The sequence below is a fragment of the Proteus sp. PR00208 genome, from assembly GCF_016238545.1.
Lineage (GTDB): Bacteria > Pseudomonadota > Gammaproteobacteria > Enterobacterales > Enterobacteriaceae > Proteus.
Genome location: NZ_JAEHQE010000001.1, coordinates 209,809 through 235,852, shown reverse-complemented (window position 1 = coordinate 235,852; position 26,044 = coordinate 209,809). Strand labels below are relative to the sequence as shown.

Here is a 26,044-nt window from a genome sequence, read left to right as displayed (position 1 = left end):
AAATACATCGCTTATTGAGTTGAAACATCGTGTTCAATTAAAGAGTGCTGAATTTTTGAACTAAAAATCAGACTCACCGACATATTGCACCTCTATACAATCGACAACCGTGAGGTTGACGCATTTGTAAAAGACACGAGGTCATCGGTTATCAATAGTGTAATTACGTATGTTAGTGGCACATTATAAAACGTGAAAATAACGAGTAAGTCACAATATGAAAAGAATGTTAATTAACGCAACTCAGCAGGAAGAGTTGCGTGTTGCCCTTGTCGATGGGCAACGCTTGTACGATCTGGATATCGAAAGCCCCGGTCATGAACAGAAAAAAGCGAATATCTATAAAGGTAAAATCACTAGAATTGAACCCAGCTTAGAAGCCGCTTTTGTTGATTATGGTGCGGAACGCCACGGTTTCCTTCCTATCAAAGAAATAGCCCGCGAATACTTTCCTAGTAATTATCACTCCCATGGTCGTCCTAACATCAAAGATGTCTTAAAAGAAGGCCAGGAAGTTATTGTTCAAGTTGATAAAGAAGAGCGTGGTAATAAAGGTGCAGCATTAACCACTTTTATCAGCCTTGCAGGAAGTTATTTGGTATTAATGCCAAATAATCCTCGTGCGGGTGGTATTTCTCGCCGTATTGAAGGTGAAGACCGTACTGAACTCAAAGAAGCTTTATCAAGCCTTGAAATCCCAGATGGTATGGGTCTGATTGTACGTACAGCAGGTGTTGGTAAATCTGCCGAAGCACTACAACAAGACTTAAGCTATCGTTTAAGACACTGGGATGCTATTAAGAAAGCGGCTGAGAATCGCCCTGCGCCATTCTTAATTCATCAGGAAAGTAACGTAATTGTTCGCGCATTCCGCGACTACTTACGTCCTGATATTGGCGAAATTTTAATTGATAACGCAAAAGTCGTTGAAATGGCGCGTAGCCATATTGAAGCGATTGGTCGTGGTGATTTTGCTAGCAAAATTCGCCATTATACAGGTGCAGTACCTCTATTTAGCCATTACCAGATTGAATCACAGATTGAATCTGCTTTTCAGCGTGAAGTTCGCCTTCCTTCTGGTGGCGCTTTAGTTATTGATACAACTGAAGCATTAACAGCGATTGATATCAACTCTTCACGCTCAACCCGTGGCGGTGATATCGAAGAAACTGCGTTCAATACTAACTTAGAAGCGGCTGACGAAATCGCACGCCAATTACGTTTACGCGACTTAGGTGGCTTAATTGTTATCGACTTTATCGATATGACGCCTGTGCGCCATCAGCGTGAAGTTGAAAACAGAATGCGCGAAGCTGTTCGCCAAGATCGTGCTCGCATTCAAATTGGACGCATCTCTCGCTTTGGTTTATTAGAGATGTCTCGTCAACGTTTAAGCCCTTCATTAGGTGAATCTAGCCATCACGTTTGTCCGCGTTGCTTAGGTACAGGTACTATTCGTGATAACGAATCACTGTCACTTTCTGTGTTACGTCTTATCGAAGAAGAAGCACTTAAAGAAAACACACATGAAGTACATGCGATTGTACCTGTTCAAATCGCCTCTTATTTGCTTAATGAAAAACGTAAAGCAGTGACTGACATTGAATTACGTCAATCTAATGTCAAAGTGGTTATTGTTCCTAATGACCAAATGCAAACGCCTCATTTCTCTGTTATTCGTGTGCGTAAAGGCGAAGAAATTACCTCTCTGAGCTACAACTTAGCGCAATTCCATGAGAGCCAGCTAAATGAAGCTGAGGACGATGTTGTTACAGAGCGTAAAGCGCCTGAACAACCCGCTATTTCAGCCTTTGGATTGCAAGAAGAAGAGTCGATTGAAGCGACGAAAAGCAAAAAAGCACCTCAGCCTCAAGCTAAACCTGTTAAATCAGAACAAGCTCAAGGTACAGGTTTCTTTGCCTCTATCGCAAAATTCTTCTCTAACTTATTTAGTAGTGAACCAGAGCCTGTGGTAACACCAGAAAAACCACAGGAAAATAAGAAAGAGAATAACGATAATCGTCGTGATCGTCGTAATAACAATAATCGACGTAACAACAATAATCGCCGTGACCGTGATAACGATCGTAATCGTGATAACGCAAATAGCGAAGACAATCGCAAAAATCGCAATCAAAAACCACAAACAACGCCAACAACTGAAGTTAGTAGTGAGCAAGAGATTGCAGAACGCGAAGCTCGTCGCCAACAGCGTCGTGAACAACGTGCGGAACAGCGTCGTCGTCAAGAAGAAAAACGTCAACAGCAACAAGAAGCGGCTAAAGCACAAGCGGCTCTTGCTGAAAATGATACCGTTGCAAAAGATAGTGCTGATGAGAAGAAAGAAGAACCTCGTCGCCCTGCTATGCAACGCCGCAATCGTCGTCAATTAGCACAATCTGTACGCGTAACTGACAATGATAATGCATTGGCTGTTGTACCCGTTGTGACTGAAAAAGCCGTTTCTGAGCCTCCTGTTGCAACAACACAAACTAAAGTTGCGCCAACAGAAAAATCAGCACCTAAAGCAGTCGCTGTTGCGAAAGTTGAAGCGAATGAAGCACAAGCTGTAAAAGCATTACCTGATGCAACTAAATCACAAGATGACAATAAAAACGAAGATAATAACGGGCAAGATAATGTTATGCCACGTCGTTCTCGCCGTTCACCTCGTCATTTACGTGTAAGTGGTCAACGTCGTCGTCGCTATCGTGATGAGCGTACCTTAACAGTATCACCAATGCCTCTGGCAATGGCGGTGGCTTCTCCTGAACTTGCTTCAGGTAAAGTTTTCATTCGCTATCCAATCACACCAATAAGTGATGCACCATTTATTGAGAATAATGCTGAAAACAACAATGACGTTTCTGTTGAAAACCGCATTATTACTCATCAAGATCCACAAATGGTCGCTATCGCACCAGAGGTTTCAGAAACCATTGTTGCTGATATTGCACAGGTAAGATCGACTGAATCAACTTATTCTGTCACGGTTAGTACTGAATCAACCACAGAGGCTGTTGCTGAAATTATTGCAGTAGAGCCACAAGCTGTGCCTGTTGAAACTAACGACATTATTGAAAACAACGTTATCAGTGATGTCATTAATGAAGTGAATACAGAAGAGCATATTACTCGTAAAGAGAACATTTCAGCGGTATTAAATACCACTGAAGCTTATATGCATGAAACTTCACAACAGGCTGAAACAAACATCACGCCAGAAAAAGTTGAACAAGATACAGTTGCACCAGTAGAGAGTGAAATATCAACGCCTGAGCCCCAGCCTGTTGAAGCAGTAATAGTAGCTACTGAAGAAACTGTTGAACAACACAAAGAAATTACTGCTGAAACCGTTGTTGAAGCTGTTATTGAAACAGTTATTGAAGACCAGCCAAAAGAAAGCGCAATCTCTGCGGTAGAAATTGAAACGGTAACAGAAAGCAAACCAACTGAAGTTGTTATTCGTCAAGAGCCTGTTGCAGTTGCACGCCAACTACATGCAAGCTCACCAATGACAAAAGCGCCAGCCGCTGATGAAACACCTGTGGCAATTGAAATCAAAGCATGGGAAACACGTCCAGCTTTTGATAAGAAAGGCCGCACAGGTGCGGGTGGACATTGTTCTACTAATCACGCTTCTTCAGAAATGACTAAAGCTGAAAGTCAAAACTGATAATAAGGTGTTATTAAGAATATCTTGATAATACTTCTAAATTGAGAGCCCACTTTTTAGTGGGTTCTTTTTTTGGGTAACTATTAGCAAATTAACTGAGTATTTATTAAGCCAACATAAAAAAGCCCCTGAATATTCAATTCAGAGGCCTTCGATTTCTTATTCTTAGTAAAACAATCAGTCTTTTAGATCAGGAAGATTTTTAATTTCCCCCATCGCTTTTAACTGCTTAGATAATTCACGGCGCTCTTTAGACAGATCGGCATTTTTAATAATGTAATCGTCAACACGATCGTCATAGTCACTACGCATATTAGCAATAATACCCAATACATCTTCAATCGACATACCCGGTTTAATGTATTCACTTAAGTTGTCTAACAAAAGAACACGTTTTTGGTTATCACGGATCTTTTTCTCATTGTCAGTGATCTCACGACGGATTTTGTTTTTACGACGATACATACGCACAAACTCCAGTACGTTTTGGAAAGACGGCTTGTTTGCGTTATCCATTTCCTACACCTTTACAATTGATATTTAAGATAAATAGTTCTGTTTAAGATTATCGCTTAATCGTGTCAATAAACAAGCAAAGTTTACAAATTTAATTGATTTTGCTTAATTAACAATTAATTAGGATGATATACATTAATAAATATAGTCAACATTCTTTAACCCGTAAATGTTCACTTAATTAATGATAAAAAAATGGCTACACATTTTTACTGGTAGCCCAAATCGATACTACAAAGGATAAATTAATCAGCGATTAAATAGGCTGTGCTTTATTTTGATCTTCATGTTGTAAGCCATCAAGTGGCAGTAATGCTTTCGCGTCTGAACGTAAAAACACTGCTGAGAAAAGTGTTGTCCCTATCACAATACATCCCATCACCATATAGGTTGGTGCAAAACCATAATGATCATAACCATAACCCGCTAATGGAGATAATAATGTAGCAACAATAGAGCTAACACATTGAAAACCGACTAAATAGAGTGTTGAAGATAAACGTTTGTCAAAGTGTTGACTGTTATATTTAAAAATTGAAATTAATAAAATAGGTAACTCAACAGCATGTAATAATTTCATACAAGAGATCAAGACTGGACCTTCGACTAGTCCTGAGCCAATAATACGTGCCGCCATAACACTGCTTGCCAGTAATAAGCCGTTTTTAGCACCTATTCTATTGACCAGAAAAGGTGCGACAAACATACCACCAGCTTCTAAGAATACCTGCAATGAATTCAGATATCCGTACATCTCATTACCCTGCTGTAAGGTTGCAAATTGCGATGAGAAAAAGACGGGAAACTGTTGGTCATAAACTCCATAAACACAGGTACCAATAACAAATAAAATAAGCGCCCAAAAACGAGGCAATGAAAGTAAATTCAGTGCGTCTTTTATGGTAATAGCCGATGTTTTCCCATGCTCTAATTGATTAAATGCGTCTGATTTATCTGTTTTTAAAAGTGTTAAAAGAATTAAAAACACAACACCAGAAATAGAAGCCATCACAAAATTATAATTAGGATCGATGTTTATATTGTGTCCTGCAATAAATGTTGCAGATGCCCAACCTAGCGATCCCCACATTCTCGCCCTACCGTATTCAAAACCACGAATACGACTAACACGCTCTGTATATGACTCTAATACACCAATCCCCGCATTAAATGTCATACCTACATATAAACCTCCCAAAATGGAGCCAACAAAAATATTCCAGCGAAGTATTGATGCGAAACCTAGAAAAAATGGTCCAGAAAGAATAAGTAATACTGCAATCACTAATAATAAATTCTTTCTTAGTCCTAATTTATCTTGAATAAAGCCATATAGAGGTTGAGCACATAACGCAATCAGAGAAATTGCAGAGAATATCAATCCAGTATCTGTCGCTTTTAATCCTACATACTGATTTAACCAAATAGAAACTAATGAAAAGGATGAAGACCAGGTAAAAAAGAAGAAAAACAACAGCGCACTTAAGATCGCATAGTATTTTTTTGAGTCTTTGTTCATTGGTTGAGCGCCTTATAAAGTCATTTCACCCTTAAATGTTAACGTTAACTTTTAAGTTCACAAACAATTATATCGTTTTAATGTGACATAAGGCACATAAGTTAACGTTAACAACTTGAGTTATGTGCTCTAGATCTACCTTTATCTTTTATTGCCATTACTGACAGTAAAACGCACGAAAAGGCATCATATAATCCCTTTTCTTTAATCTCCTTTGTTAAAATAACAATGTCCTCCATAATTCGCTTAAAACTATCTAAGACAATACTATGGATATACTTGGTTTTATTATTACGTTACTGCCGATAATTATCTCACCGGGTGCAAGTTTTACAATTGCTTTAGATAACACCTTAACCTATGGCATAAAAGGGTTATTGATCACTATTATAGGCACCGCATTAGGCATTATTACTCACGGGCTTTTGGTCGGATTAGGAATAACAAAATTATTAGTTTCGTCCCCTTCTGCTTTTATGGTATTAACTATTCTTGGTAACTTGTATTTAATTTATCTTGGAATTTCTTTGATACGTTCTGGATTAAAAGCCTCCAAAAACACCACAATTATTCATCAAAAAGTCTCTATCAAAACAGCTTATATTGCTAATGTGCTTAATCCTAAAGCAATTATGTTATATCTTGTGGTTGTTTCTAGTTATGCTGGTGCGACGCCAACACTAGGTAATTATCTTGCTTTATCTTCTATTCATATTTTCATGATGAGTATCTGGCTAATTGCTTGCTGTAGTTTTATTTTATTGTCATCACAAAAAATCAATATTGTTACTATGAAAAAAGTAATCAATATTAGCGGGGGTACGCTCCTACTTATTCTCACAGCAACACCTTATATTAAACACTACATAAGCACGCTTTGATCTGACATTTCACGTTTACCGCATTATGGTTTACCATGGTCTTAATTAAACCCAATACAACTCATTGAGTAATGATTTAAAAAAAATCATCAATAACTTTACGGTAGGAAACCTTGTCTAATTCAGCGAAAACGCCCACATTTTACGTTCATGACTACGAAACCTTTGGCACGCACCCAGCACTTGATCGCCCTGCGCAATTTGCGGGTGTAAGAACCGATATGGATTTCAATATTATTGAAGATCCTCTCGTTATTTATTGCAAGCCTAATGATGATTATCTGCCTCACCCAGAAGCAGTGATGATCACAGGAATAACGCCACAAGTTGCGGCAAAAAATGGGGTGATTGAAGCCGAATTTACTCGTCAAATTCATCAAGCTTTTAGCCAACCTAATAGTTGTATTATGGGCTATAACAACCTTCGATTTGATGATGAAGTCACACGAAATATCCTTTATCGTAATTTTTATGATCCTTATGCTTATAGTTGGCAAAAAGGAAATTCACGTTGGGATTTACTTGATGTTTTACGTGCCTGTTATGCACTGCGCCCTGAAGGTATTGTTTGGCCTGAAAATGAAGACGGTTTTCCAAGCTTCCGTTTGGAGTTATTAACCAAAGCAAATGGTATTTCTCATGAGAATGCGCATGATGCGATGTCTGATGTTTATGCCACCATTGCGATGGCAAAAAAATTAAAACAAGCTCAACCGCGCATGTTTGATTATTTCTTTAATTTACGCGATAAACGCAAAGTACAGGCGCTAATTGATATTCCAGCAATGACACCGATTGTGCATGTTTCAGGTATGTTTGGTGCCGCACGTTCTAATTTAAGCCTTGTTGCACCATTAGCGTGGCATCCTGATAATCGCAATGCAGTTATTGTTTGCGACTTAGCCGCAGATATATCGCCTTTATTAACACTCGATTCAGACCAATTGCGTGAACGTTTATATACACCACGTAGTGAATTATCAGTCGATGAGCCACCAGTTCCAATTAAATTACTGCATATTAATAAATGCCCCATTGTGGCACCGCAAAATACATTAAGACAGCAAGATGCAGATAGAATTGGTTTAGATGTTGATACTTGTTTAAAAAACCAAGCACTATTGTTTTCTCATCCTGAAATACGCAATAAAGTCGTGGAAATATTTGCACAACAAACACCTTTTGTTGTCTCTGATAATGTTGATTCACAAATTTATAATGGTTTTTTCAGTGAAAATGATCGTAGTGCGATGGAGATTATTCGCTCAACGCAACCACAGAATTTACCCGCTTTAGACTTAACATTTGAAGATGCGAGAATGGAACCTCTGTTTTTCCGTTATCGTGCAAGAAATTATCCTTCAACGCTTAATTATGACGAACAACAACGTTGGTTGGCGCATAGAAAAGAGATGTTAACGCCAGAAAAACTAACCGAATATATTAATACTATTCAGTTATTAGCTGAAGAACATGCCGATAACGAGGAAAAATTAAAACAGCTACAAGAGCTTTATTTATATGCTCAAGAGATTGCGAGCTAATTGATAAAATAAAAGGCAGGTTTTATCCTGCCTTTATTCTTTAATTTAATAAACACAATCTACAACAATTATTTTTTATTCTCTGTATTAGCATCATTATGAGCATGTCCACAGCCACACTCTTCTCCCCAATATTTTAGTTTTGAGGTTTTACCAATACCCGGGTTCATGCTATTGGTTGGATCGTTATGCTTATAGAATGCTTTTAATTGAGGTTTAGCATAATACATATGACCCACGTTATGCTCTGCGGGATATTCAGCTCCACGCTGATCTAATAGCGCCAGCATTTCTGCTTTTAATGCTTTAGCATCAACACCTTTTTTAATAATATAATCTTGATGCATAACGTGACACATAAAATGCCCACAATAGAGTTTATAAAGTAATTTACTCTCTATTTCAGGTGGTAGCTTTTCAAACCAATCTTTGTCATTACGGCGCAATGCAATATCTAATGGCAACACATCTTCTACATCATTAACATGAACGGCATGATAACGCACAGCAGCACCTGCGGCAGCAAAACGATGCAAAAAGGCTTTATTTCCCTCTTCTTCAGTACATTCAAAATAATCGCCTGATGCTAGCTTAAAGTATTCTTTTAAATAAGTTGCGGCTTCTTCAATTCCATCATCTGCCATTCTTAACATAAGATGATGTTCATATTTGTCACGAAAATCAGTCATACGCTCTGGTAAATGAGCTGGCCATAGTTTGCTCATAAACTGCATGGTTCTGTCCACCATGTTTTTAGGTAAGAAAGGCACTTTATTTAATACCGCATCTACTCGCCCTTTTACGGCAAATAATATTGGCATTTTATCTGTACCTAATTTATCAATCACCAAAAATGTGTCTTTTCCATACACTTCAGCCATTTTGTAATAGCTTCTATGCATATATTCCCCAGCAACAGGCAACTTTTTAAAATGGCTTAAAATATGACGACGAATATCTTCAAGTTCGTCCGGATTATTAGTACCAATATAAAAAACCTGAGTGCGATGATCTGCTGGGAAAGTATCTAATCTCACAGCAAATACCGATAATTTTCCTGCACTCCCTGCTGCTTCATATAAACGCCGTTCATCATTGTTAAAACGAGAAGGTGTATTAGCATCGACATCACGTATACGCTCATGATATTCATGATCAGAGGCTAGTTTTTCTGTCGTTTGTATCTGTTTCTCATGATAATGACGATTATCTAAATTAGTTAATATTTCTTCTGGTGTTTCACCTAAATCAATACCTAAATGGTTAACTAATTCAGCTTCACCTTTTTCATTAACGCGAGCATAAAGCGATAATTCGGTATAAGCAGGCCCACGGCGAACTAAAGCACCGCCCGAGTTATTACAAATTCCCCCTATCACCGACGCACCAATACAAGAAGATCCAATAACAGAATGAGGTTCTCGCCCTAATGGCTTTAATACTTTTTCTAAATGCCATAACGTACTACCAGGAAAAGCAATAACTTGATTATGCTCTGAAAGAACCTGTATTTTATCTTGGCGTAATGTACTAATAATCACGATATCTCTATCATAATCATCACCATTAGGCGTTGAGCCCTCTGTTAATCCAGTATTCGCCGCTTGCATAATAATAATTTTATCGGCTTCGACACAGGTTTTAAAAACTCGCCACTGTTCTAATAGATTAGCGGGAAAGACAACAGCCAACGCCTTACCTTGCCCTGAACGAAAACCTTTGCGATAACGTTCTGTTTTATGTGCTTGTGTTAATACTTGTTTTTTACCAACGATACCTTCAAGTTTGCGAATAAAATGTTGATTTACAGAACTATTACTCTCATTCATTTTCCCTATCCTATTCCTGTCTTGTCTGATTAATCTTTTATTTGCCCATTTTTATTATTACTCATAAGGCTATGTGCAAAATATAAACTTATCATTTATATAACTGCTTTTATACTGCTATCCGCATTTCTTAAAAAATAACATTTATTGATTTATAATCACTTTTATTATTTATAAGATAATTGCGATATTTATTTCTTAAATAGAATATAAATAAGTATTATTTTAATATTTTATTCTATTGTTAGCTTTTCTCTTGCTAACTGATTCCATGCTTGGCAACTTCGGCTTTTATAGCCATTTTTATTATTTGCTAGTGCTACTTGATATGACAATGTAGGTTCCACTACAGGAAGAACAACCAAATCATCAATAGGATTTTTATTACACATACTGTTGGGTAAAAGTGTTACTCCTACACCAGCTTTCACCATGGCAATAATTAAATCTAAATGGTTACTACGTCCCGCAATAATAGGCACTGTATTGTAAATACCACAAGCACTATAAATTAAATCATTAATACGAAAATCTTCAGAAAAGAAGATAAAAGGTTCATTAATCAACTCTTTGAAGTGAATTTCCTTTTTTATAGCTAAAGAATGAGATGGTGACATTAATAGCATTAAGTGATCTTCTGAAAAAGGTGTTAATTCAAAAATATCTTCATTAAAAGGCAATACGACGGCGGCAGTTTCAACTCTGCCTTCTCTCATGGCATCAGCCATTTGCTTAGTACCCAATTCAAATATTTTTAGTTCAACCAGAGGATGGCGAGAGCTAAATTCCATAATAATATCAGCAAAATACGTCGAAGCTATTACAGGAGGTAATCCAACATTTAATGTCCCTGTTAATGGCCCAGACTTGTCCTGTAATGCTTTATTTATATTATTAAATTGTGCAAGTATTTGTTTTGCATGTTCAAACAATATTGCACCATCATCTGTTAATCTAACGCCATCAATTTCTCTCACTAATAAAGTAACACCCAATTCATCTTCTAATTTTTTAATACTACGACTAATTGCAGGTTGAGTGATAAATAGCGCATCAGCGGCTCGGCTAAAACCATTTAATTGAACAACCTCAACAAAATAGCGCAATGTGCGAATATCCATTAGCAATGCTTACCTTATTACATTTAGTTATACCCTCAATGATAATAAACCATTTCATATCAGATAATATCCACGATAAAACATTAAGCATAATGTAAAAGCATTCCTCTACTTTCACAGACTATTATTCGGTTTTTTTGGAGATGATATGAGTAAGACTGTCGTTGAGTATATGTTAACCCGCTTATATGACTTAGGAATAAGTGATGTTTTTGGTGTTGCGGGTGATTATGCGTTTCCCATAGAAGATACTATTTGTAATAGCAATCATATGCGCTGGATTGGTAACTGCAATGAATTAAATGCAGCTTACGCTGCTGATGGTTATGCCCGAATTAAAGGTATGGCAGCATTATCGACAACATTTGGTGTTGGTGAGTTAAGTGCAATTAATGCTATTGCTGGGTCTTATGCAGAAAACCTACCTATTTTCCATTTAGTTGGTATGCCAGCAAGTGGTGTACAAAAAAGTAAGCGCCTTGTTCATCACACATTAGGTAATGGTGATTTTGATATTTTTTATCAATTAGGCCAACGCCTTGCTTGTGCTCACGCAATATTAACACCTGAAAATTGCATTACAGAAATGGAACGTTTAATTGCTACTGCATTAAAAGAACGTCGCCCAGTTTATATTGGCCTACCTTCTGATAATGCCACTATGCAAGTGATAGAACATTCACCTGTTACCTCCCCGAAAAAACCAGTGAGTGATAAAGAAATACTAGAAAAAGTGGTATCACTCATTATTGAAAAGCTTATACACAGCAATAATATCTGCGTATTACCAGGTGTTTTATCCGCACGTTTAGGGTTATCAGATAATGTCCAAGCTTTTATCGATAAAACGGGCTTACCTTATGCCACTATGTTTATGGATAAAAGTATTTTGAGTGAATCTCATCCCCAATATGTTGGTATGTATGATGGCAAATTAATGACACCTGAAGTCAGAGAATTTGTAGAAAATAGTGAGTACGTATTAGGAATTGGTGCAATGATGACCGACTTCAATACAGGAAGTTTCACTGCCAATATTAAACCAAAACAATTTATCAACATCATGCCCGAATATGTTGAGATTGATTCCGTTATCTACACATCGATTTATATGGAGGACGTACTCTCTGCACTGACTCAACGATTACCGAAAAGAAGTTATCATCAGATAAAAGCCAAAGGATTAGGCGAAGCTGTGTTATCTGATAATGGTAAAATTACTGCTCAATATCTATATCCTCATTTAGAAAAATTCTTTAAACCTAATGATATTATTATTGCAGAGACAGGGACATCATCAATGGGATTAGGTTTTGCCCTATTACCAGAAGGTGCACAATTCCATAACCAAACATTATGGGGTTCTATTGGTTGGGCTACACCAGCATCATTTGGTGCTGCACTTGCAGCGCCTAACAAACGAGTTATTTTAATTACAGGTGAAGGCTCACATCAATTAACCGTACAAGAGATTAGTCAATTTGTTCGCTTCGGATTAAAACCGATCATCCTTGTTTTAAATAATGATGGTTATTTAATTGAACGATTATTATGTGATTACCCTGAAGCTTATTATAACGATCTCGCTCAATGGAATTATCATCAATTACCTAGAGCTTTTGGCGCAAGAGATTGGCATTGTGAGAAAGTCACAACGATAGATGAATTAAATAAAGCGCTTAAAGTGGCAGAATCAACAGAAAATGCCTCTTATATAGAAATAGTAACCGAACGATATGAAGCTTCTGAATTAGCACAAAAATTAAAAGAGTCTAAAGATTCGCTTTATTCATTTTAAGTTATAAGTACGATTTAAATAACAAAACCTAGCTTATGCTGACTTAGCTTAGGCTAGGTTTTTATCAATATAACCATTTGATATAAAATGTATTAATTTAATAAATTTCTCAAGAGAAAGAGTGCGATTTTCATAATCACCAAGAAAAAAACAGCTTCATTAAATTCTGTTAGATCAATCATATCTTAATATTTTATTTATAACGATACGATTATTTATTTTTTAATGTAATTCTTATTATCAGAAAATGTGTCCCCCCTATTTATCATTTATTGTTCAATTTCCTATTTGATACAGCTAATTTAATACTGATAATTTATTGTAGGCAAAAAAAAATGGCTTCATTACTGAAGCCATTTCTACACTGATTTTTATGACAATTTTTATAGTATTACTTTTCTGGCATTTGTGGCATTGGTCGACGGAATCGACGAGTGATCCACACCATATAAAGAATACCAATTGCGCCCCAAACAAGTCCTAACTCCATAGAACCTGGTTCAAGGTTTATCCACAAGACTCCCATTGTCGCAGCACCAATGATAGGCAATATCAGGTAATTAATGTGATCCATTAATCCTTTATTACGACGCTCACGAATATAGAACTGTGAAATAACAGACAGATTCACGAAAGTAAACGCAACTAACGCACCAAAGTTAATTAATGCAGTTGCAGTCACTAAATCAAAGAACACGGCACCTAATGCTAAGAAACCAACTAATAGCACGTTAAATGCAGGTGTACGCCATTTTGGATGTACATAACCAAATGTCTTCTCAGGGAATACGCCATCACGTCCCATTACATAAAGTAAACGTGCAACACCTGCGTGAGCCGCCATACCTGATGCTAATACCGTCACACAAGAGAACACTAAAATAATAGACTGGAATAAAGCACCCGCAACATACAGCATTATTTCAGGTTGTGACTCTTCTGGATTTTTGAATCGTGAAATATCTGGGAAATACAATTGTAAAAAATAAGAAACCGCAATAAAGATGAGTCCACCAATCAGCGCCGTTAAGAAAATCGCTTTAGGGATAACTTTACCTGCATTTGGTGTCTCTTCTGATAATGTACTGATACCGTCGAAACCTAAGAATGAGAAGCAGAGTATTGTCGCTCCGGTTATCATTGGTATGACTTCAGCATCAACAGACGCAAACGGTCTAAAGGTCCATAACTCCCCTGCACCTTCTCCGTTATAAACACCGTGGATAAGCAGCCCAACAAAGACAACCATGACTGCAACCTGAACAATAACGATCGCTGTATTTAAGTTAGCAACAACGTTAATACCACGTAGGTTAAAGAACGTCATTAAAGCCACTAAAGCAAATACAAAGATCCACGGTTCAACGCCTGGGAATATTGCTTGTAAATAGATTTTCGCCAATAGAATATTGATCATTGGCATAAATAAATAGTCAAGTAAAGATGACCAACCCACCATAAAGCCAACATAAGGGCTCATGGATTTTTGAGCATAAGTATACGCAGAGCCTGCTGAAGGAAAACGCTTAACTAATTTTCCATAACTGACCGCTGTAAATAAAATTGCAATCAACGCAATCGCATACGAGGTTGCTACGTGACCATTCGTAATGCCAGAAACGATACCAAATGTATCGAAAATAGTCATAGGCTGTAAAAAAGCAAGCCCCATCATGACTACCTGCATTAGAGTCAAGGTTTTACGTAATTGTACTCGATTGTTAGCACCAGTTTGGTTAGTGCCGATAGAGGAGATGACGTTATCTGACATTAGCGAACCCTCCCATAACTTCGGTTTGAGTATTAGATAAACTCAACCGACAGTTACTGGGAAGACTTCGCATCTGCCTATAAACAGAATAGAATGAAGTTTTTAAGGATGTGTATGTGTTTAGGAGACGCCGTGCTCCGTAGTCATCATTGCCCGCAGTGCCGTTAGGCCCGACTGCGAAAGAGAATAATTGTACCATATTAGCATTCCTCTATCATGACAACCCTTTCTCTAAGGGGCTGGCTGCTAATCAAATTATGTTATCTATTCAGACTCAAATGAATCTGACCTCTTGGTGTAGTAATAAGTAAAAATGCAAAAAAAAACCGATGCACTTTAAACGCATCAGTCATATTTTTAGTGGGCGCATTTTGCACGTCTCAGACTTAAATAGCAATACATTTTCATCAAAAAGCCCCCTTTTTTTACGATCTTTTCAATTCGCAAACTAAGTCAACATATAACGCCACATTTTATTAACAATAATTGTGTTTTTATCACAACTTTTAAGTTTTAAATATTTCAAATAGTCATTACTGCAACGAAAGGAAATAAAACACAATACATTGATAAATAAGAATTAAACTTTAGATTAAAATTAATATCATTACCAAACCATCAAAATAAAGCATTTAAAATACATTAATAAGATTAATGCTAAGATTTTGTTAACTCATGCTTCTTTTATCCCCAAAAATAGACTTTTAATAAAAAGTGCCTATTTTTTAATAACCTGTTTTATATAAATAAAAAGTAAGAGAATAATTTGAGAAAAAAATGACTGGTAATAAGTAGAAATAACACTCTGATAGTCAGAATAAAACGATAGATAAGATGATTTATTGAGCTAAATATAGACCTCAATATTTAAATTTTCCAGTATTTATTTTAACCAAAAGAATGATAAAAAAAGACTCCACAAGTGGAGTCTTAATGACACAAACTGAGGGTGAAAAATTAGAAGTTATAGTTCAAACCAATGTTGTAACGACGACCTTCTAATGTGGTATTAAAGTTTTCATAATTAATGCGACGATCAAACACGTTATAAACACCACCAATCACATTAAGTTGTTTGGTTAAGCTGTAACTTGTACCAATATCAACAAACGCATAAGAAGGCGTACCCGTTGCCATACTCGTGCGTGATAAATAATCTGATGTTTTACCTCGGAAATTAATACGCGCCCATGTTTCCATTTCTGGCGTGGTTTCCCAGTTTAAGGTCGCATTTGCTATATGACGAGGCTGTTTATTAAGTGGTTTACCACTAAATGCACCACTCTTCTGCTCTGAATCAGTGAAGGTGTAGTTAGCTGCTAAGTTCCACGCAGGTGAAATCGTCCAGTTACCTGTAACTTCAATACCACGCATATTCGCTTTATCTACGTTTTCACGCGTACTGATAAAGTCATATTGGTGACCGTATCCTTGCTCTTTAGTACATGTAGGTAACACACCTTTATCATCACAAATACGACGTTCAGTAATTTTATCTTTGAAATCAGTATTATAAATAGTAACACTTGCGGTTAAGTTATCACGATTATCCCAAATAATACCAATCTCTTCGGTTACTGACTTTTCAGGTTTCAGATCTGGATTACCATAAATGACGGCATTACCACCTGAACCCCCTGTTGCCTGTCCCCATGTTTTAGTGGCTTGACGTAGATCTGGTGAACGATAGCCAGTAGAAACGCCCCCTTTTAAGGTCCACTCATCCGCCATATGCCAAACACCATAAACACGAGGTGTCCAATGTGTACCGTAGTTTTCGTCTTTATCCATACGTAAACCACCGGTTAAAGCGAAATCATTTGTTAGTGCCCATTCGTCTTCAGCAAATAGCGCCCAACTATAACGATCTAATTTATTACCGTTGTCTAAACGGTTGTTGTTATCTTTTAATTCTTCAAAACGGTACTGAGCACCAACACTTAACGTATGCGCATCTAACATAAATACTGTTTGATTACGTACTGTTGTATCGTTGTATTCCATTTTACGACTTGGGTTATTATTTTCATCACGCTGAACATAAGTATTCATCGTACCAAAGTCATAAACACCATCATGAGTCAGGGCATATTGCGTTAGCTCATATTTACTGAAATCACTGCTCTTAGATTTACGAGAACGTTCAGAGGCTGAATATTCCCAACGTGCATCTCGGTGCTGGCTGTCTTTTTTAAATTCAAAATCAATCGTATTTTTATCATCTGGTGTCCAGCTTAATGTCCCACCACCGCTTGCGGTAATCTGACGATTATAACCATTCGCAAATTTATCTTCGCTACGATGCGAATATTGTCCTTGAACTTTTAAACTTAGCAAATTATCAACTAATGGGCCCGCTGCGTAGAAACTACCTTGTTCTGTATTACCTGAATTTTGGCGTTCCGTTAATGTACTGTCTGCTCGTAAGCTAACATTCCACTCTTTTTGCGCTTTACGGGTAATAATATTGATAACCCCACCCATTGCATCTGAACCATATAAAGAAGACATTGGACCACGTACAACTTCGATACGTTCAATAGCAGGTAAAGGCGGTAACCAACCTTGTTCAATACCAGAGTTATCACTATTAGGACGCGTTTCACGCGACGCAACACGCTTACCATCAACTAAGATCATGGTATATTTTGCATCCATACCACGAATACTGATATCAGAACTACTTCCACCGCCTGTTACTAATACGCCGGGAACATCTTTTAATGCGTCAGTCACATCACGGTAAGATTTGGTTTCTAATTGTTCACGAGTGACAACAGAAACCGATGCAGGTGCATCTTCAACGGTTTGCTTAAACCCAGAAGCGGTTGTTACAAGCAATTTTTCTGCATTTTCTGCTGAAGCAGTCATTACAAAACTTGATGCAATAGCAGCAACAACGCCAAGCGCGATTTTATTTTTATTTAACACTACCATTCCCGATTCTCCAAGAATATATATTCTTTAAGTTTTATATAGATGGATATGTCGACAGTTGCTCAGAAATTAGGGTAATAAATAAACTTAATTACCCTTAGTTATTTTAATATTATTTTTATATCCCTATTTACTGCGTTCCTATATTTACTTCTTTTCTCTTTCTTTTTTACTTCTCTATATTTTATCCACTAAACCATCAATAATGATTTGAGGTATTCCTTGTGAACAATATTCCAATCGACCTTGAACACCATAAACATCGGCAAGGCTTTGTGCCGTGATAACCTTATCTGGCGTGCCTTGTGCAATTAACTGTCCTTGTTTCAACATTAATACATGTTCGCCATGTCGTAAGGCGATATTAATATCGTGGACAACGACGACAGTAATAATATTTCTACGGTGTGTTTCTTTAGCAACTAAATCCATTACATGATATTGGTAATTAAGATCTAGTGCGCTTAATGGCTCGTCCAATAATAATAAAGAGGGTTGTCTAATTAATGATTGAGCAAGCCCCACTAATTGTTTTTGACCACCCGATAATTCATCTAAATAACGTAATGCTAAATGCTCAATACCTAATTGGCGTAATAAGTGCATTACCTGAGCTTCACTATGTTCATTATGTAACCCACCTGAAGCACGCTGCGCCACAATAATGGACTCTAAAACATGTAAATGAACACCAGCAGGTAATGTTTGTGGCAAATAGACTACATTTTGAGCACGTTGTGCAAAATTCATCGATGCTAGATCGTTGCCATCTAAACTGACAACACCTGATGATTTATTTAATCCAGCTAACGCTCTTAATAATGTTGATTTTCCGCTACCGTTCGGCCCCAATAATACGGTGACCTTTCCTTTTGGCAAAGGCTCAACATCCAGTGCCTTAATGATAAGATGTTTAGCATATCCAGCACTAAAATCTCGGATCTTTAATCCTTCCATCATTAGATATTCCCCCTATGACGTAAAATCATACTGAGGAAAAATGGCACGCCCACCAGCGATGTCACAATACCGACTGGAATAATGACACCTGGTATTAAATTTTTAGAAGCAATAGATGCCAATGATAAAACTAAAGCACCAATTAATGCGCTTGCTGGCAGATAGAATCGATGGTCTTCGCCAAACATCATGCGAGCAATATGAGGGGCAACTAAACCAATAAAAGCAATTGGTCCAACAAAAGCGACTGCGAGCGCGGTTAAAATACTGATGCGCAGTAATGAGCCTAATCTTAAACGCTTTACATCAATACCAAAGCTAATCGCTCTATCTTCACCTAATCGCAATGCAGTTAACTTCCATGAACTCATCCATGAAATCGCCATAATGACAGCAAAAGCACCCGCCATAACACCGAGTTTTACCCATGTTGCACGCGTTAAACTTCCCATAGTCCAGAAAACCAAACCTTGGAGAGTGTCTTCTGTTGCAATAAATTGCATCATTGAGACTAGTGCATTAAAGGTAAACACCATGGCAATACCAAAAAGCACTACTCCAGATGTAGGAACTCGAGTCCAACGAGTTATTCCGTCTAATAATAAAGCTGATAATAATGCAAAGAGAAACGCATTCGCCGAAATAAACCATTGGTCAGGAATACCCGGAATACCAATACCTAAAACAATCGCTAATGCAGCACCAAATGAAGCCGCATTTGATAAACCTAATGTGAATGGACTTGCTAACGGGTTATTTAGAATAGTTTGCATTTCTGCACCCGCTAATCCTAGTGACATCCCTACCACAACCGCCATTAGGGCATAAGGTAAGCGGATATCCCATACAATCACTCGAGAACCTGCATCAACAAGCTCAGGTTGAAAAAGGGTTGTTAATAATTTATCAAGCGATAAACCAGAAGGTCCCATGGTGAAATCTAACACCACTGAACCACAAATAATCAAAACGATAACTCCCAACCATAACATGCGTTTATTCATCATTTTTCGATAATGGACTTTCACATTATCTGATGGATCTCTTTCATGCTCTTGTGTGGCGAGTCTATCTGACATAATGCTCATATCAATTGTTGTACCTAGTTTTTTTTCTACGTTTTTCTGCTTCTGCCAACACATTCAATAGGCAAAAACATACCGTACAACTCATCAACTGTTTCTTATGTACCAAAAGCCAGTTATTAATTTGAGACAATTCATTCAACAAAGAAGTGAGTCGCAAAATTATTATACGGTGAAACATATCCGCTGTGTAACTTATTATATGACGATAAATTGTTGGTTGGCTGTATTGAACACTAGAATGGCTAATTGTTATCAGACTCATTACATTAAGCATATTATTTACAACCAATAGCGCCATCATTTTATTTTTCAGTAAATAAATTATGCGCTAACAATAAAGCAAATAATAATTATTATCAATGCGATTACTAATATAATTAGAATTTTTGTATATTTTTTATAATTGACTGGTTAAAAAAATAAAAAAACGCCCGTTTTATAGTGATTTTGATCACAAAACGGGCGTTTTAATAACTTAATTTAGAGGTTATTTTTTATTCGCAATATGTGTTGGAAATTCCATTTCGTTATAACGAATAAAGCGGGTTTTCTTCACAATCTTATAAGTAAACCAAATTAATAAAAATAATGGGATACCAATATAGGTTGCAATGGCACCATACCAATCAATCGTATCTTCTAAGAAAGCTTGGTAATTTTGGCCTAATGTAATAATTAAACACAATATAAAGGCAAAAATAGGACCAATTGGGAAGAAGCCAGAGCGATAAGGTAAGTCATTTAAATCACGACCTTGTGCAACATACCCTTTACGGAAACGGTAGTGGCTAATCGCAATACCTAACCATGCAATAAAACCCGTCATTCCCGAGGTATTTAATAACCACAAGTAGACAGTTTGGTTTCCGTACATTGAGCTTAAGAAGCATAGACCAGCAACAACCGTTGTTGCATAAAGCGCATTGCGTGGTACACCATTTTTAGACAATTTACCAAAGCATTTTGGTGCTTTGCCTTCTCTTGCTAATGTAAACAGCATACGCGTTGATGCATACATGCCTGAGTTACCAGCAGAAAGTACCGCTGTTAAGATAACCGCATTCATGATGGCAGCCGCAGATAATAATCCCGCATTTTTAAAGACTAATGTGAATGGACTAACGCTAATATCACCTACATCATTACGCAGTAAATTAGGATCAGTGTAAGGGATAATTAAGCTAATAATTAAAATCGCGAAGATATAAAATAATAAGATACGCCAGAAGACTTTACGCACAGCTTTTGGAATATTTTTAGCTGGATCTTTAGATTCACCCGCCGCAATACCAATTAATTCTGTGCCTTGGAATGAGAAACCAACAATCATGGCAACACCAATCATGGCGGCAAATCCACCCGCAAAAGGTGCATCACCAATTTCCCAATTATGCCAACCTGCGTTTTCGGCACCTCTCATAATGCCAGTGATCATCGCAATACCCACAATAATAAAGATAATTACTGTGGAAACTTTGATTAAGGAGAACCAATATTCTGCCTCACCAAATCCTTTTACAGAAATATAGTTGAGTAAGAAAATAACGCCAAGGAATAGAGCACTCCAGATCCAACCATCAACATCAGGGAACCAATAGAGCATCACCAATTGTGCAGCAACAAGGTCAACAGCAATTGTAACTGCCCAGTTATACCAATAGTTCCAGCCTAATGCGAAACCAAAACCTTCTTCTACATACTTAGAACCGTATGTTGAGAATGAGCCGGAAACAGGCATAAATGCGGCTAATTCCCCAAGGCTGGTCATTAGAAAATAGACCATTAATCCAATTAAAGCATAAGAGAGTAATGCCCCACCTGGCCCTGCTTGAGCAACAGTTGCACCAGATGCGACAAAAAGCCCTGTACCAATTGAACCACCAATAGCGATCATCGCTAAATGTCGCGCTTTTAACTCTCGGCGCAAAGTGCGTACTGCGCCCGAATCAGCAGTACTATTTTGTTGTTCTGACATAACATTCCACTTTTATATTCACTTTTCTAACGAGGATTGTAGCAAATCTGTCGTTTGTGAATAGCAAGGATCTGGGATTATAAGATACCTTCATGATCGGGCGTCAATTATTAGCAATTTATGAAAAATTGCCGATTAAGTGTTCAGCATTACAATACGTCAGAAGTTTTTTCAATGCATCAGAGACATGTTTTTGACGATGATATACAAGATATAGAGTACGTTGTAAGGCCAGCCCTTCTACTTTTATCTCTTTTAATGAGCCATTATTGATCTGCTCTTCAATGACTCGGCGAGATAAACAGCTGATCCCCATTTCATACATCACAGCGTGTTTTATTGCTTCTGAGTTACCTAATTCCATTTCAATGCGGTAGCCCGGTAAAGAAGCAAATAGAAGATGGTTAAGTACATCTCGAGTTCCCGAACCATTTTCTCGTAAAATCCAAGGAGCCGACTGTAAATCAGTTAAAGTCACTTTTGGTGCTTTAGCTAACGGATGATCGGGTGAGCAAAAAATAACCATTTCATCTAAAAGCCATTTCTGGCTAATGAGTTCAGAGCTTTGACAAGCACCTTCAATTAACCCTAAATCAACACGGAATTCGCTCACTAATTTAACGACTTCTTCGGTATTTCCAATACTCATTTCTAGCGGAATATCAGGATAGTTACGATGAAAATTCCCCAACATTTGAGGTAAAATATAATTACCTATTGTTGTACTTGCAGCGATGCGCAAAGCACCATTTCCAGCTTGGAATAACTGCTCCACTTCCGTTGCTCGTTCAAGTAAAGATAATGCTCTGGGATAAAGTAATCGCCCATGTTCATTTGTGACAAGCCGTTTTCCCACTCTGTCAAAAAGCTGTACGCCTAGTTGGCTTTCGAGATCAGTTAAAGATGCACTGACAGCAGATTGAGATAAAGCAAGCTGTTGTGATGCTTGCGTTGTAGAACCACTCTTGAGAACTTCAGTAAAGACTTCCAGTTGCCGCAACGTAATTCGCATATCCATTCCACCTTTGAGCTGTCATTGTAATAACATACTATCCACAAACCAGTAACATACCAAGTACATTTAAGAAAATACACCTATATTAGTTTTACTGGTTATTATTATAAAAATAATGAGTTTAATAAATAAGATTGCTTGTTATATGCTTATGCAAAATTCATATAAGCAAGGTTTTTCTATGTCAGAGCAAAGTCAACCTATTACATTGGCGAAAAAATGTTTTACTCCAGTCTATCGCTGGCTTCCTGGTTTATTACTAACAGGTGTATTAACTGCGCTTGCTATTTATATTGGTGATATTCCTTGGTTTTCTAGCATGGGTTTAGGTGCATTAACACTGGCTATCCTATTCGGTATTATTGTGGGTAATACCTTTTATCCTGTTGCCAAACCTTATAGTGACGAAGGTGTCAAATTCGCCAAACACTATTTATTACGTACAGGTATTATTTTGTACGGTTTTAGACTGACTTTTCAGCAAATTGCAGATGTAGGTGCAACAGGTTTAATTATAGATGCCATTATGCTGATATCGACTTTTCTTATTGCTATGTGGATTGGTCGCAAATATTTCGGTTTAGATGAACAAACTGTCATCTTAATTGGTGCAGGTAGTAGTATTTGTGGTGCTGCGGCTGTTATGGCGACAGAGCCTGTTGTTAAAGCACAAGCAAGCCAAGTCGCTGTTGCGGTTTCTACTGTTGTGATTTTCGGGACTATTGGTATTTTTCTTTACCCTTGGTTCTATCACTTAAATGCATTTGCAGGCTGGCTACCATTTACAGAAGAAACCTTTGGTATTTTCTCAGGTTCAACAATTCACGAAGTGGCTCAAGTTGTCGCCGTCGGGCACTCAATTAGTCTTGATGCTGAAAATGCAGCGGTTATTAGTAAAATGATCCGTGTAATGATGCTAGCACCATTCTTAATTATTCTTTCAGCTTATTTAAGTAAAAAGAAAAGCAAGGCAAACAATGGCGCGCAATCTACTGAGAAAAGCCCAATTACTATTCCTTGGTTTGCCGTATTCTTTATTTTAATGGCGGGTTTTAACTCTTTGAATTTAATTCCAGCGTCTATTGTTAGTTATATTGTAACTATCGATACCATTTTATTAGCAATGGCTATGGTGGCATTAGGTTTAACAACACATATCAGTGCTATCCGACAAGCGGGCGTCAAACCGTTATTGTTAGCATTATTCTTATTTTTCTGGTTAACCCTTGGTGGGGCAATGATTAATATCTTTATTCAAACTGTGTTGATGTCTTAATAGGAATATCGATAAAAATTAATTCCCTTTAAAATTTCGCCTTGAGAAGTACTTTTCAATTGCGCAACTATTTTTAGTTGCGCTTTTTTGCTTTTATCATCTCAATATGATGTTATACGCTGTATGTTTGTTATCATGGTGTGAAATAAATCTAAGGAGAGAAAGAATGAAATTTGTTGGCGCACATGTCAGTGCTGCTGGTGGCGTCGATCAGGCGGTATTACGCGCACATGAAATAAAAGCGACTGCGTTTGCCCTTTTTACTAAGAATCAGCGCCAGTGGAAAGCTGCACCATTATCCACAGAAGTTATTGATAAATTTAAAAAGAACTGCGAACTTTATAGTTATAGCCCCTCTCAAATTTTACCCCATGACAGCTATCTCATTAATTTAGGTCACCCTGAAGAAGATGCTCTCGAAAAATCGAGAGATGCATTTTTAGATGAAATGCAGCGTTGTGAACAACTGGGTATTGAGTTACTGAATTTCCATCCAGGAAGTCATTTAAATAAGATTGATGTTGATAAGTGTCTACAAAAAATTGCCCAATCAATTAACATCACTTTAGAAAAAACTAAAAATGTCACTGCCGTAATTGAAAATACAGCAGGGCAAGGAACAAATCTAGGTTATCGTTTTGAACATCTAGCCGCCATTATTGATGGCGTAGAAGATAAATCTCGTGTAGGCGTTTGTATTGATACTTGCCACACTTTCGCCGCAGGTTATGATCTAAGAACAATTGAAGATTGCGAAAAAACATTCGCTGAATTTGAAAGGATTGTCGGCTTTCAATACCTAAAAGCGATGCACCTTAATGATGCAAAAAGTGAATTAGCCAGTCGTGTAGATCGCCACCATAGTTTAGGTGAAGGTAATATTGGTAAAGTGCCTTTTAGTTATATTATGCAAGATAAACGTTTTGATGGTATTCCGCTGATTTTAGAAACCATTAATCCTGATATTTGGCCTGCCGAAATTGCTTGGTTGAAATCACAACAATACTAATAACAGCACTAACAGTAATGAGTTTTGCGGTTTATACAATTTTCGCTTTATAACAATAAACCGCAAATTACTTTATTTAATAGGTGTTAACTCAATCTTAGTCATCATTTCAGCAAGCTGGCTTCTGTCTTTTATTCCTACATCAGGCTGACTGACTGATAACGCAGAAATAGCGGTTGCAAGGCGCAATGTATGCTCACTCGTTTGGCTCATTAATAAGCCATAGACTAATCCAGCAACCATTGAATCCCCAGCACCAACGGTACTTATCACATCACAATGTGGTGGCTTTGCAAGCCATGCTCCAGATGCATTTACCCATAAAGCTCCTCTTTCACCCAGTGAAATAACGACATGCGCAATGCCTTTATCTCGCAATTGATGAGCAGCTTTAATAATATCTGCCATTTCAGTTAATGAATGTCCAACCCACGCTTCTAATTCACGATGATTAGGTTTTATCAACCAAGGTGCCGCTTTTAACCCTGCGACTAAAGCATCACGACTGCTGTCAAAAATAATGCATGGGCATAATATTCTTAACTTAATCATCCATTGGGTAAAAGCTTCAGGATCAACACCATTAGGTAAACTTCCACTGACAACCACCATATCGAAATGACCAAGCCAATTAAGCGAATCTGTTGCAAAACGCTGCCAATCTTGTGGTGATACTGTAAATCCTGAAAAATTAAAGTCGGTGACTTGCCCTTTTCCTTCAGTTAGCTTTACATTTATGCGTGTTCGTCCCGACACTAGATAAAAACGGTTCGCCATACCATTTTCACTAAAGAAATGCTGAAACTCTTCTTGATTTTCGCGTCCCATAAACCCGCTAACAGTAATATCGATACCTAAATCACGTAAGACTTTCGCGACATTATTGCCTTTACCCGCAGGATTAAGTCCAGCAGTTCGGACTAAATTAACACCACCTACATCAATAGCTGGACAAGCACCAACAAGATCATAAGCAGGGTTTAAGGTGATCGTAGCGACACGGCGACTCATGCCTTCACTCCCCAATCATTTTTTATTATGAATATTTAGGGTGTTATTTATAGCATCAATTAACCTTTTATTCAGTGAAATCGAGCTGGTTCTCCTTGCACTCTATTCATCCTCAATG

At 37.4% G+C, this 26,044-nt stretch carries 18 protein-coding genes; 6 read left to right on the top strand and 12 right to left on the bottom strand.

The genetic code is table 11. The annotated features are described in order from the left end of the window. The first annotated feature begins 217 nt into the window (after positions 1 to 217). The gene (gene rne, locus JEP36_RS00990) at positions 218 to 3,676 is read left to right on the top strand and encodes a ribonuclease E (protein ID WP_198629770.1); all 3,459 of its coding nucleotides are present in this window, start codon (positions 218 to 220) and stop codon (positions 3,674 to 3,676) included. 177 nt (positions 3,677 to 3,853) lie between these two features. Here rne and tmaR read toward each other — a convergent pair whose 3' ends face one another. Further along, on the bottom strand, positions 3,854 to 4,192 hold the full coding sequence (gene tmaR, locus JEP36_RS00985; protein ID WP_036937771.1) for a PTS system regulator TmaR: 339 nt from the start codon (positions 4,190 to 4,192) through the stop codon (positions 3,854 to 3,856). A 256-nt stretch (positions 4,193 to 4,448) separates the two neighbouring features. Beyond that, positions 4,449 to 5,711, bottom strand: a complete 1,263-nt coding sequence (locus JEP36_RS00980) for an MFS transporter (RefSeq protein WP_196533121.1) — start codon at positions 5,709 to 5,711, stop codon at positions 4,449 to 4,451. A 269-nt stretch (positions 5,712 to 5,980) separates the two neighbouring features. Here JEP36_RS00980 and JEP36_RS00975 point away from each other — a divergent pair, with 269 nt between their 5' ends. Together JEP36_RS00975 and sbcB are read left to right on the top strand one after the other, a co-directional pair. After that, positions 5,981 to 6,592 carry a LysE family translocator gene (locus JEP36_RS00975; protein ID WP_198620651.1) on the top strand — a complete coding sequence of 204 codons (612 nt, stop codon included), beginning with the start codon at positions 5,981 to 5,983 and terminating at the stop codon, positions 6,590 to 6,592. Positions 6,593 to 6,705: 113 nt separating this feature from the next. Then, positions 6,706 to 8,136: an exodeoxyribonuclease I gene (gene sbcB / locus JEP36_RS00970; protein ID WP_109372871.1), complete on the top strand. Its 1,431-nt coding sequence runs from the start codon at positions 6,706 to 6,708 to the stop codon at positions 8,134 to 8,136. 68 nt (positions 8,137 to 8,204) lie between these two features. On the opposite strand, the gene dld is transcribed toward sbcB, so the two are convergent. Together dld and JEP36_RS00960 are read right to left on the bottom strand one after the other, a co-directional pair. Beyond that, positions 8,205 to 9,965 (bottom strand): D-lactate dehydrogenase, encoded by a 1,761-nt coding sequence (gene dld, locus JEP36_RS00965; RefSeq protein ID WP_198620653.1) that lies wholly within the window; start codon positions 9,963 to 9,965, stop codon positions 8,205 to 8,207. 233 nt (positions 9,966 to 10,198) lie between these two features. After that, positions 10,199 to 11,086: a LysR family transcriptional regulator gene (locus tag JEP36_RS00960; RefSeq protein ID WP_198629769.1), complete on the bottom strand. Its 888-nt coding sequence runs from the start codon at positions 11,084 to 11,086 to the stop codon at positions 10,199 to 10,201. A 148-nt stretch (positions 11,087 to 11,234) separates the two neighbouring features. On the opposite strand from JEP36_RS00960, the gene JEP36_RS00955 reads away from it, so the two are divergent. Beyond that, positions 11,235 to 12,884: an alpha-keto acid decarboxylase family protein gene (locus JEP36_RS00955; protein ID WP_198629768.1), complete on the top strand. Its 1,650-nt coding sequence runs from the start codon at positions 11,235 to 11,237 to the stop codon at positions 12,882 to 12,884. A gap of 391 nt (positions 12,885 to 13,275) precedes the next feature. Here the strand turns inward: JEP36_RS00955 and JEP36_RS00950 are convergent, their stop codons facing one another. From JEP36_RS00950 to yieE, 7 genes are all read right to left on the bottom strand, one after another. Further along, on the bottom strand, positions 13,276 to 14,655 hold the full coding sequence (locus tag JEP36_RS00950) for an APC family permease (RefSeq protein WP_198620656.1): 1,380 nt from the start codon (positions 14,653 to 14,655) through the stop codon (positions 13,276 to 13,278). Then, entirely contained in the window at positions 14,645 to 14,854 is a 210-nt protein-coding gene (locus JEP36_RS17895; RefSeq protein ID WP_100157911.1) for a hypothetical protein, read from the bottom strand. The genes JEP36_RS00950 and JEP36_RS17895 overlap by 11 nt, the downstream gene beginning before the upstream one ends. Before the next feature lie 758 nt (positions 14,855 to 15,612). Further along, positions 15,613 to 17,592: a ligand-gated channel protein gene (locus JEP36_RS00945; RefSeq protein ID WP_198629767.1), complete on the bottom strand. Its 1,980-nt coding sequence runs from the start codon at positions 17,590 to 17,592 to the stop codon at positions 15,613 to 15,615. Positions 17,593 to 17,769: 177 nt separating this feature from the next. After that, positions 17,770 to 18,552, bottom strand: coding sequence for an ABC transporter ATP-binding protein (locus JEP36_RS00940; protein ID WP_198620658.1), 783 nt, complete (start codon positions 18,550 to 18,552; stop codon positions 17,770 to 17,772). Continuing rightward, a complete protein-coding gene (locus JEP36_RS00935) occupies positions 18,552 to 19,631 on the bottom strand; it encodes a FecCD family ABC transporter permease (RefSeq protein ID WP_409339353.1) in 1,080 nt (359 codons plus the stop codon). The genes JEP36_RS00940 and JEP36_RS00935 overlap by 1 nt, the downstream gene beginning before the upstream one ends. Positions 19,632 to 20,127: 496 nt before the next feature. Further along, positions 20,128 to 21,615 carry an amino acid permease gene (locus tag JEP36_RS00930; RefSeq protein WP_160230198.1) on the bottom strand — a complete coding sequence of 496 codons (1,488 nt, stop codon included), beginning with the start codon at positions 21,613 to 21,615 and terminating at the stop codon, positions 20,128 to 20,130. 118 nt (positions 21,616 to 21,733) lie between these two features. Further along, positions 21,734 to 22,627, bottom strand: a complete 894-nt coding sequence (gene yieE / locus JEP36_RS00925) for a DNA-binding transcriptional regulator YeiE (protein ID WP_100157915.1) — start codon at positions 22,625 to 22,627, stop codon at positions 21,734 to 21,736. A gap of 184 nt (positions 22,628 to 22,811) precedes the next feature. Between yieE and JEP36_RS00920 the strand changes: the two genes are divergently transcribed. Then, a complete protein-coding gene (locus tag JEP36_RS00920) occupies positions 22,812 to 23,906 on the top strand; it encodes a YeiH family protein (protein ID WP_198620659.1) in 1,095 nt (364 codons plus the stop codon). Between the two features lie 166 nt (positions 23,907 to 24,072). Then, entirely contained in the window at positions 24,073 to 24,915 is an 843-nt protein-coding gene (gene nfo, locus JEP36_RS00915; RefSeq protein WP_198629766.1) for a deoxyribonuclease IV, read from the top strand. A 72-nt stretch (positions 24,916 to 24,987) separates the two neighbouring features. On the opposite strand, the gene fruK is transcribed toward nfo, so the two are convergent. Continuing rightward, on the bottom strand, positions 24,988 to 25,926 hold the full coding sequence (gene fruK / locus JEP36_RS00910; RefSeq protein WP_196533111.1) for a 1-phosphofructokinase: 939 nt from the start codon (positions 25,924 to 25,926) through the stop codon (positions 24,988 to 24,990). Positions 25,927 to 26,044 lie beyond the last annotated feature (118 nt).

Coding starts and splice junctions, on each gene's coding strand:
- JEP36_RS00930 (WP_160230198.1), bottom strand. CDS start 21,615: ATGTCAGAACAACAAAATAGTACTGCTGATTCGGGCGCAGTACGCACT.
- JEP36_RS00950 (WP_198620656.1), bottom strand. CDS start 14,655: ATGTCAGATAACGTCATCTCCTCTATCGGCACTAACCAAACTGGTGCT.
- JEP36_RS00980 (WP_196533121.1), bottom strand. CDS start 5,711: ATGAACAAAGACTCAAAAAAATACTATGCGATCTTAAGTGCGCTGTTG.
- JEP36_RS00920 (WP_198620659.1), top strand. CDS start 22,812: ATGTCAGAGCAAAGTCAACCTATTACATTGGCGAAAAAATGTTTTACT.
- tmaR (WP_036937771.1), bottom strand. CDS start 4,192: ATGGATAACGCAAACAAGCCGTCTTTCCAAAACGTACTGGAGTTTGTG.
- JEP36_RS00940 (WP_198620658.1), bottom strand. CDS start 18,552: ATGATGGAAGGATTAAAGATCCGAGATTTTAGTGCTGGATATGCTAAA.
- fruK (WP_196533111.1), bottom strand. CDS start 25,926: ATGAGTCGCCGTGTCGCTACGATCACCTTAAACCCTGCTTATGATCTT.
- JEP36_RS00935 (WP_409339353.1), bottom strand. CDS start 19,631: ATGTCAGATAGACTCGCCACACAAGAGCATGAAAGAGATCCATCAGAT.
- yieE (WP_100157915.1), bottom strand. CDS start 22,627: ATGCGAATTACGTTGCGGCAACTGGAAGTCTTTACTGAAGTTCTCAAG.
- JEP36_RS00955 (WP_198629768.1), top strand. CDS start 11,235: ATGAGTAAGACTGTCGTTGAGTATATGTTAACCCGCTTATATGACTTA.
- JEP36_RS17895 (WP_100157911.1), bottom strand. CDS start 14,854: ATGGTACAATTATTCTCTTTCGCAGTCGGGCCTAACGGCACTGCGGGC.
- dld (WP_198620653.1), bottom strand. CDS start 9,965: ATGAATGAGAGTAATAGTTCTGTAAATCAACATTTTATTCGCAAACTT.
- JEP36_RS00960 (WP_198629769.1), bottom strand. CDS start 11,086: ATGGATATTCGCACATTGCGCTATTTTGTTGAGGTTGTTCAATTAAAT.
- rne (WP_198629770.1), top strand. CDS start 218: ATGAAAAGAATGTTAATTAACGCAACTCAGCAGGAAGAGTTGCGTGTT.
- nfo (WP_198629766.1), top strand. CDS start 24,073: ATGAAATTTGTTGGCGCACATGTCAGTGCTGCTGGTGGCGTCGATCAG.
- JEP36_RS00945 (WP_198629767.1), bottom strand. CDS start 17,592: ATGGTAGTGTTAAATAAAAATAAAATCGCGCTTGGCGTTGTTGCTGCT.
- JEP36_RS00975 (WP_198620651.1), top strand. CDS start 5,981: ATGGATATACTTGGTTTTATTATTACGTTACTGCCGATAATTATCTCA.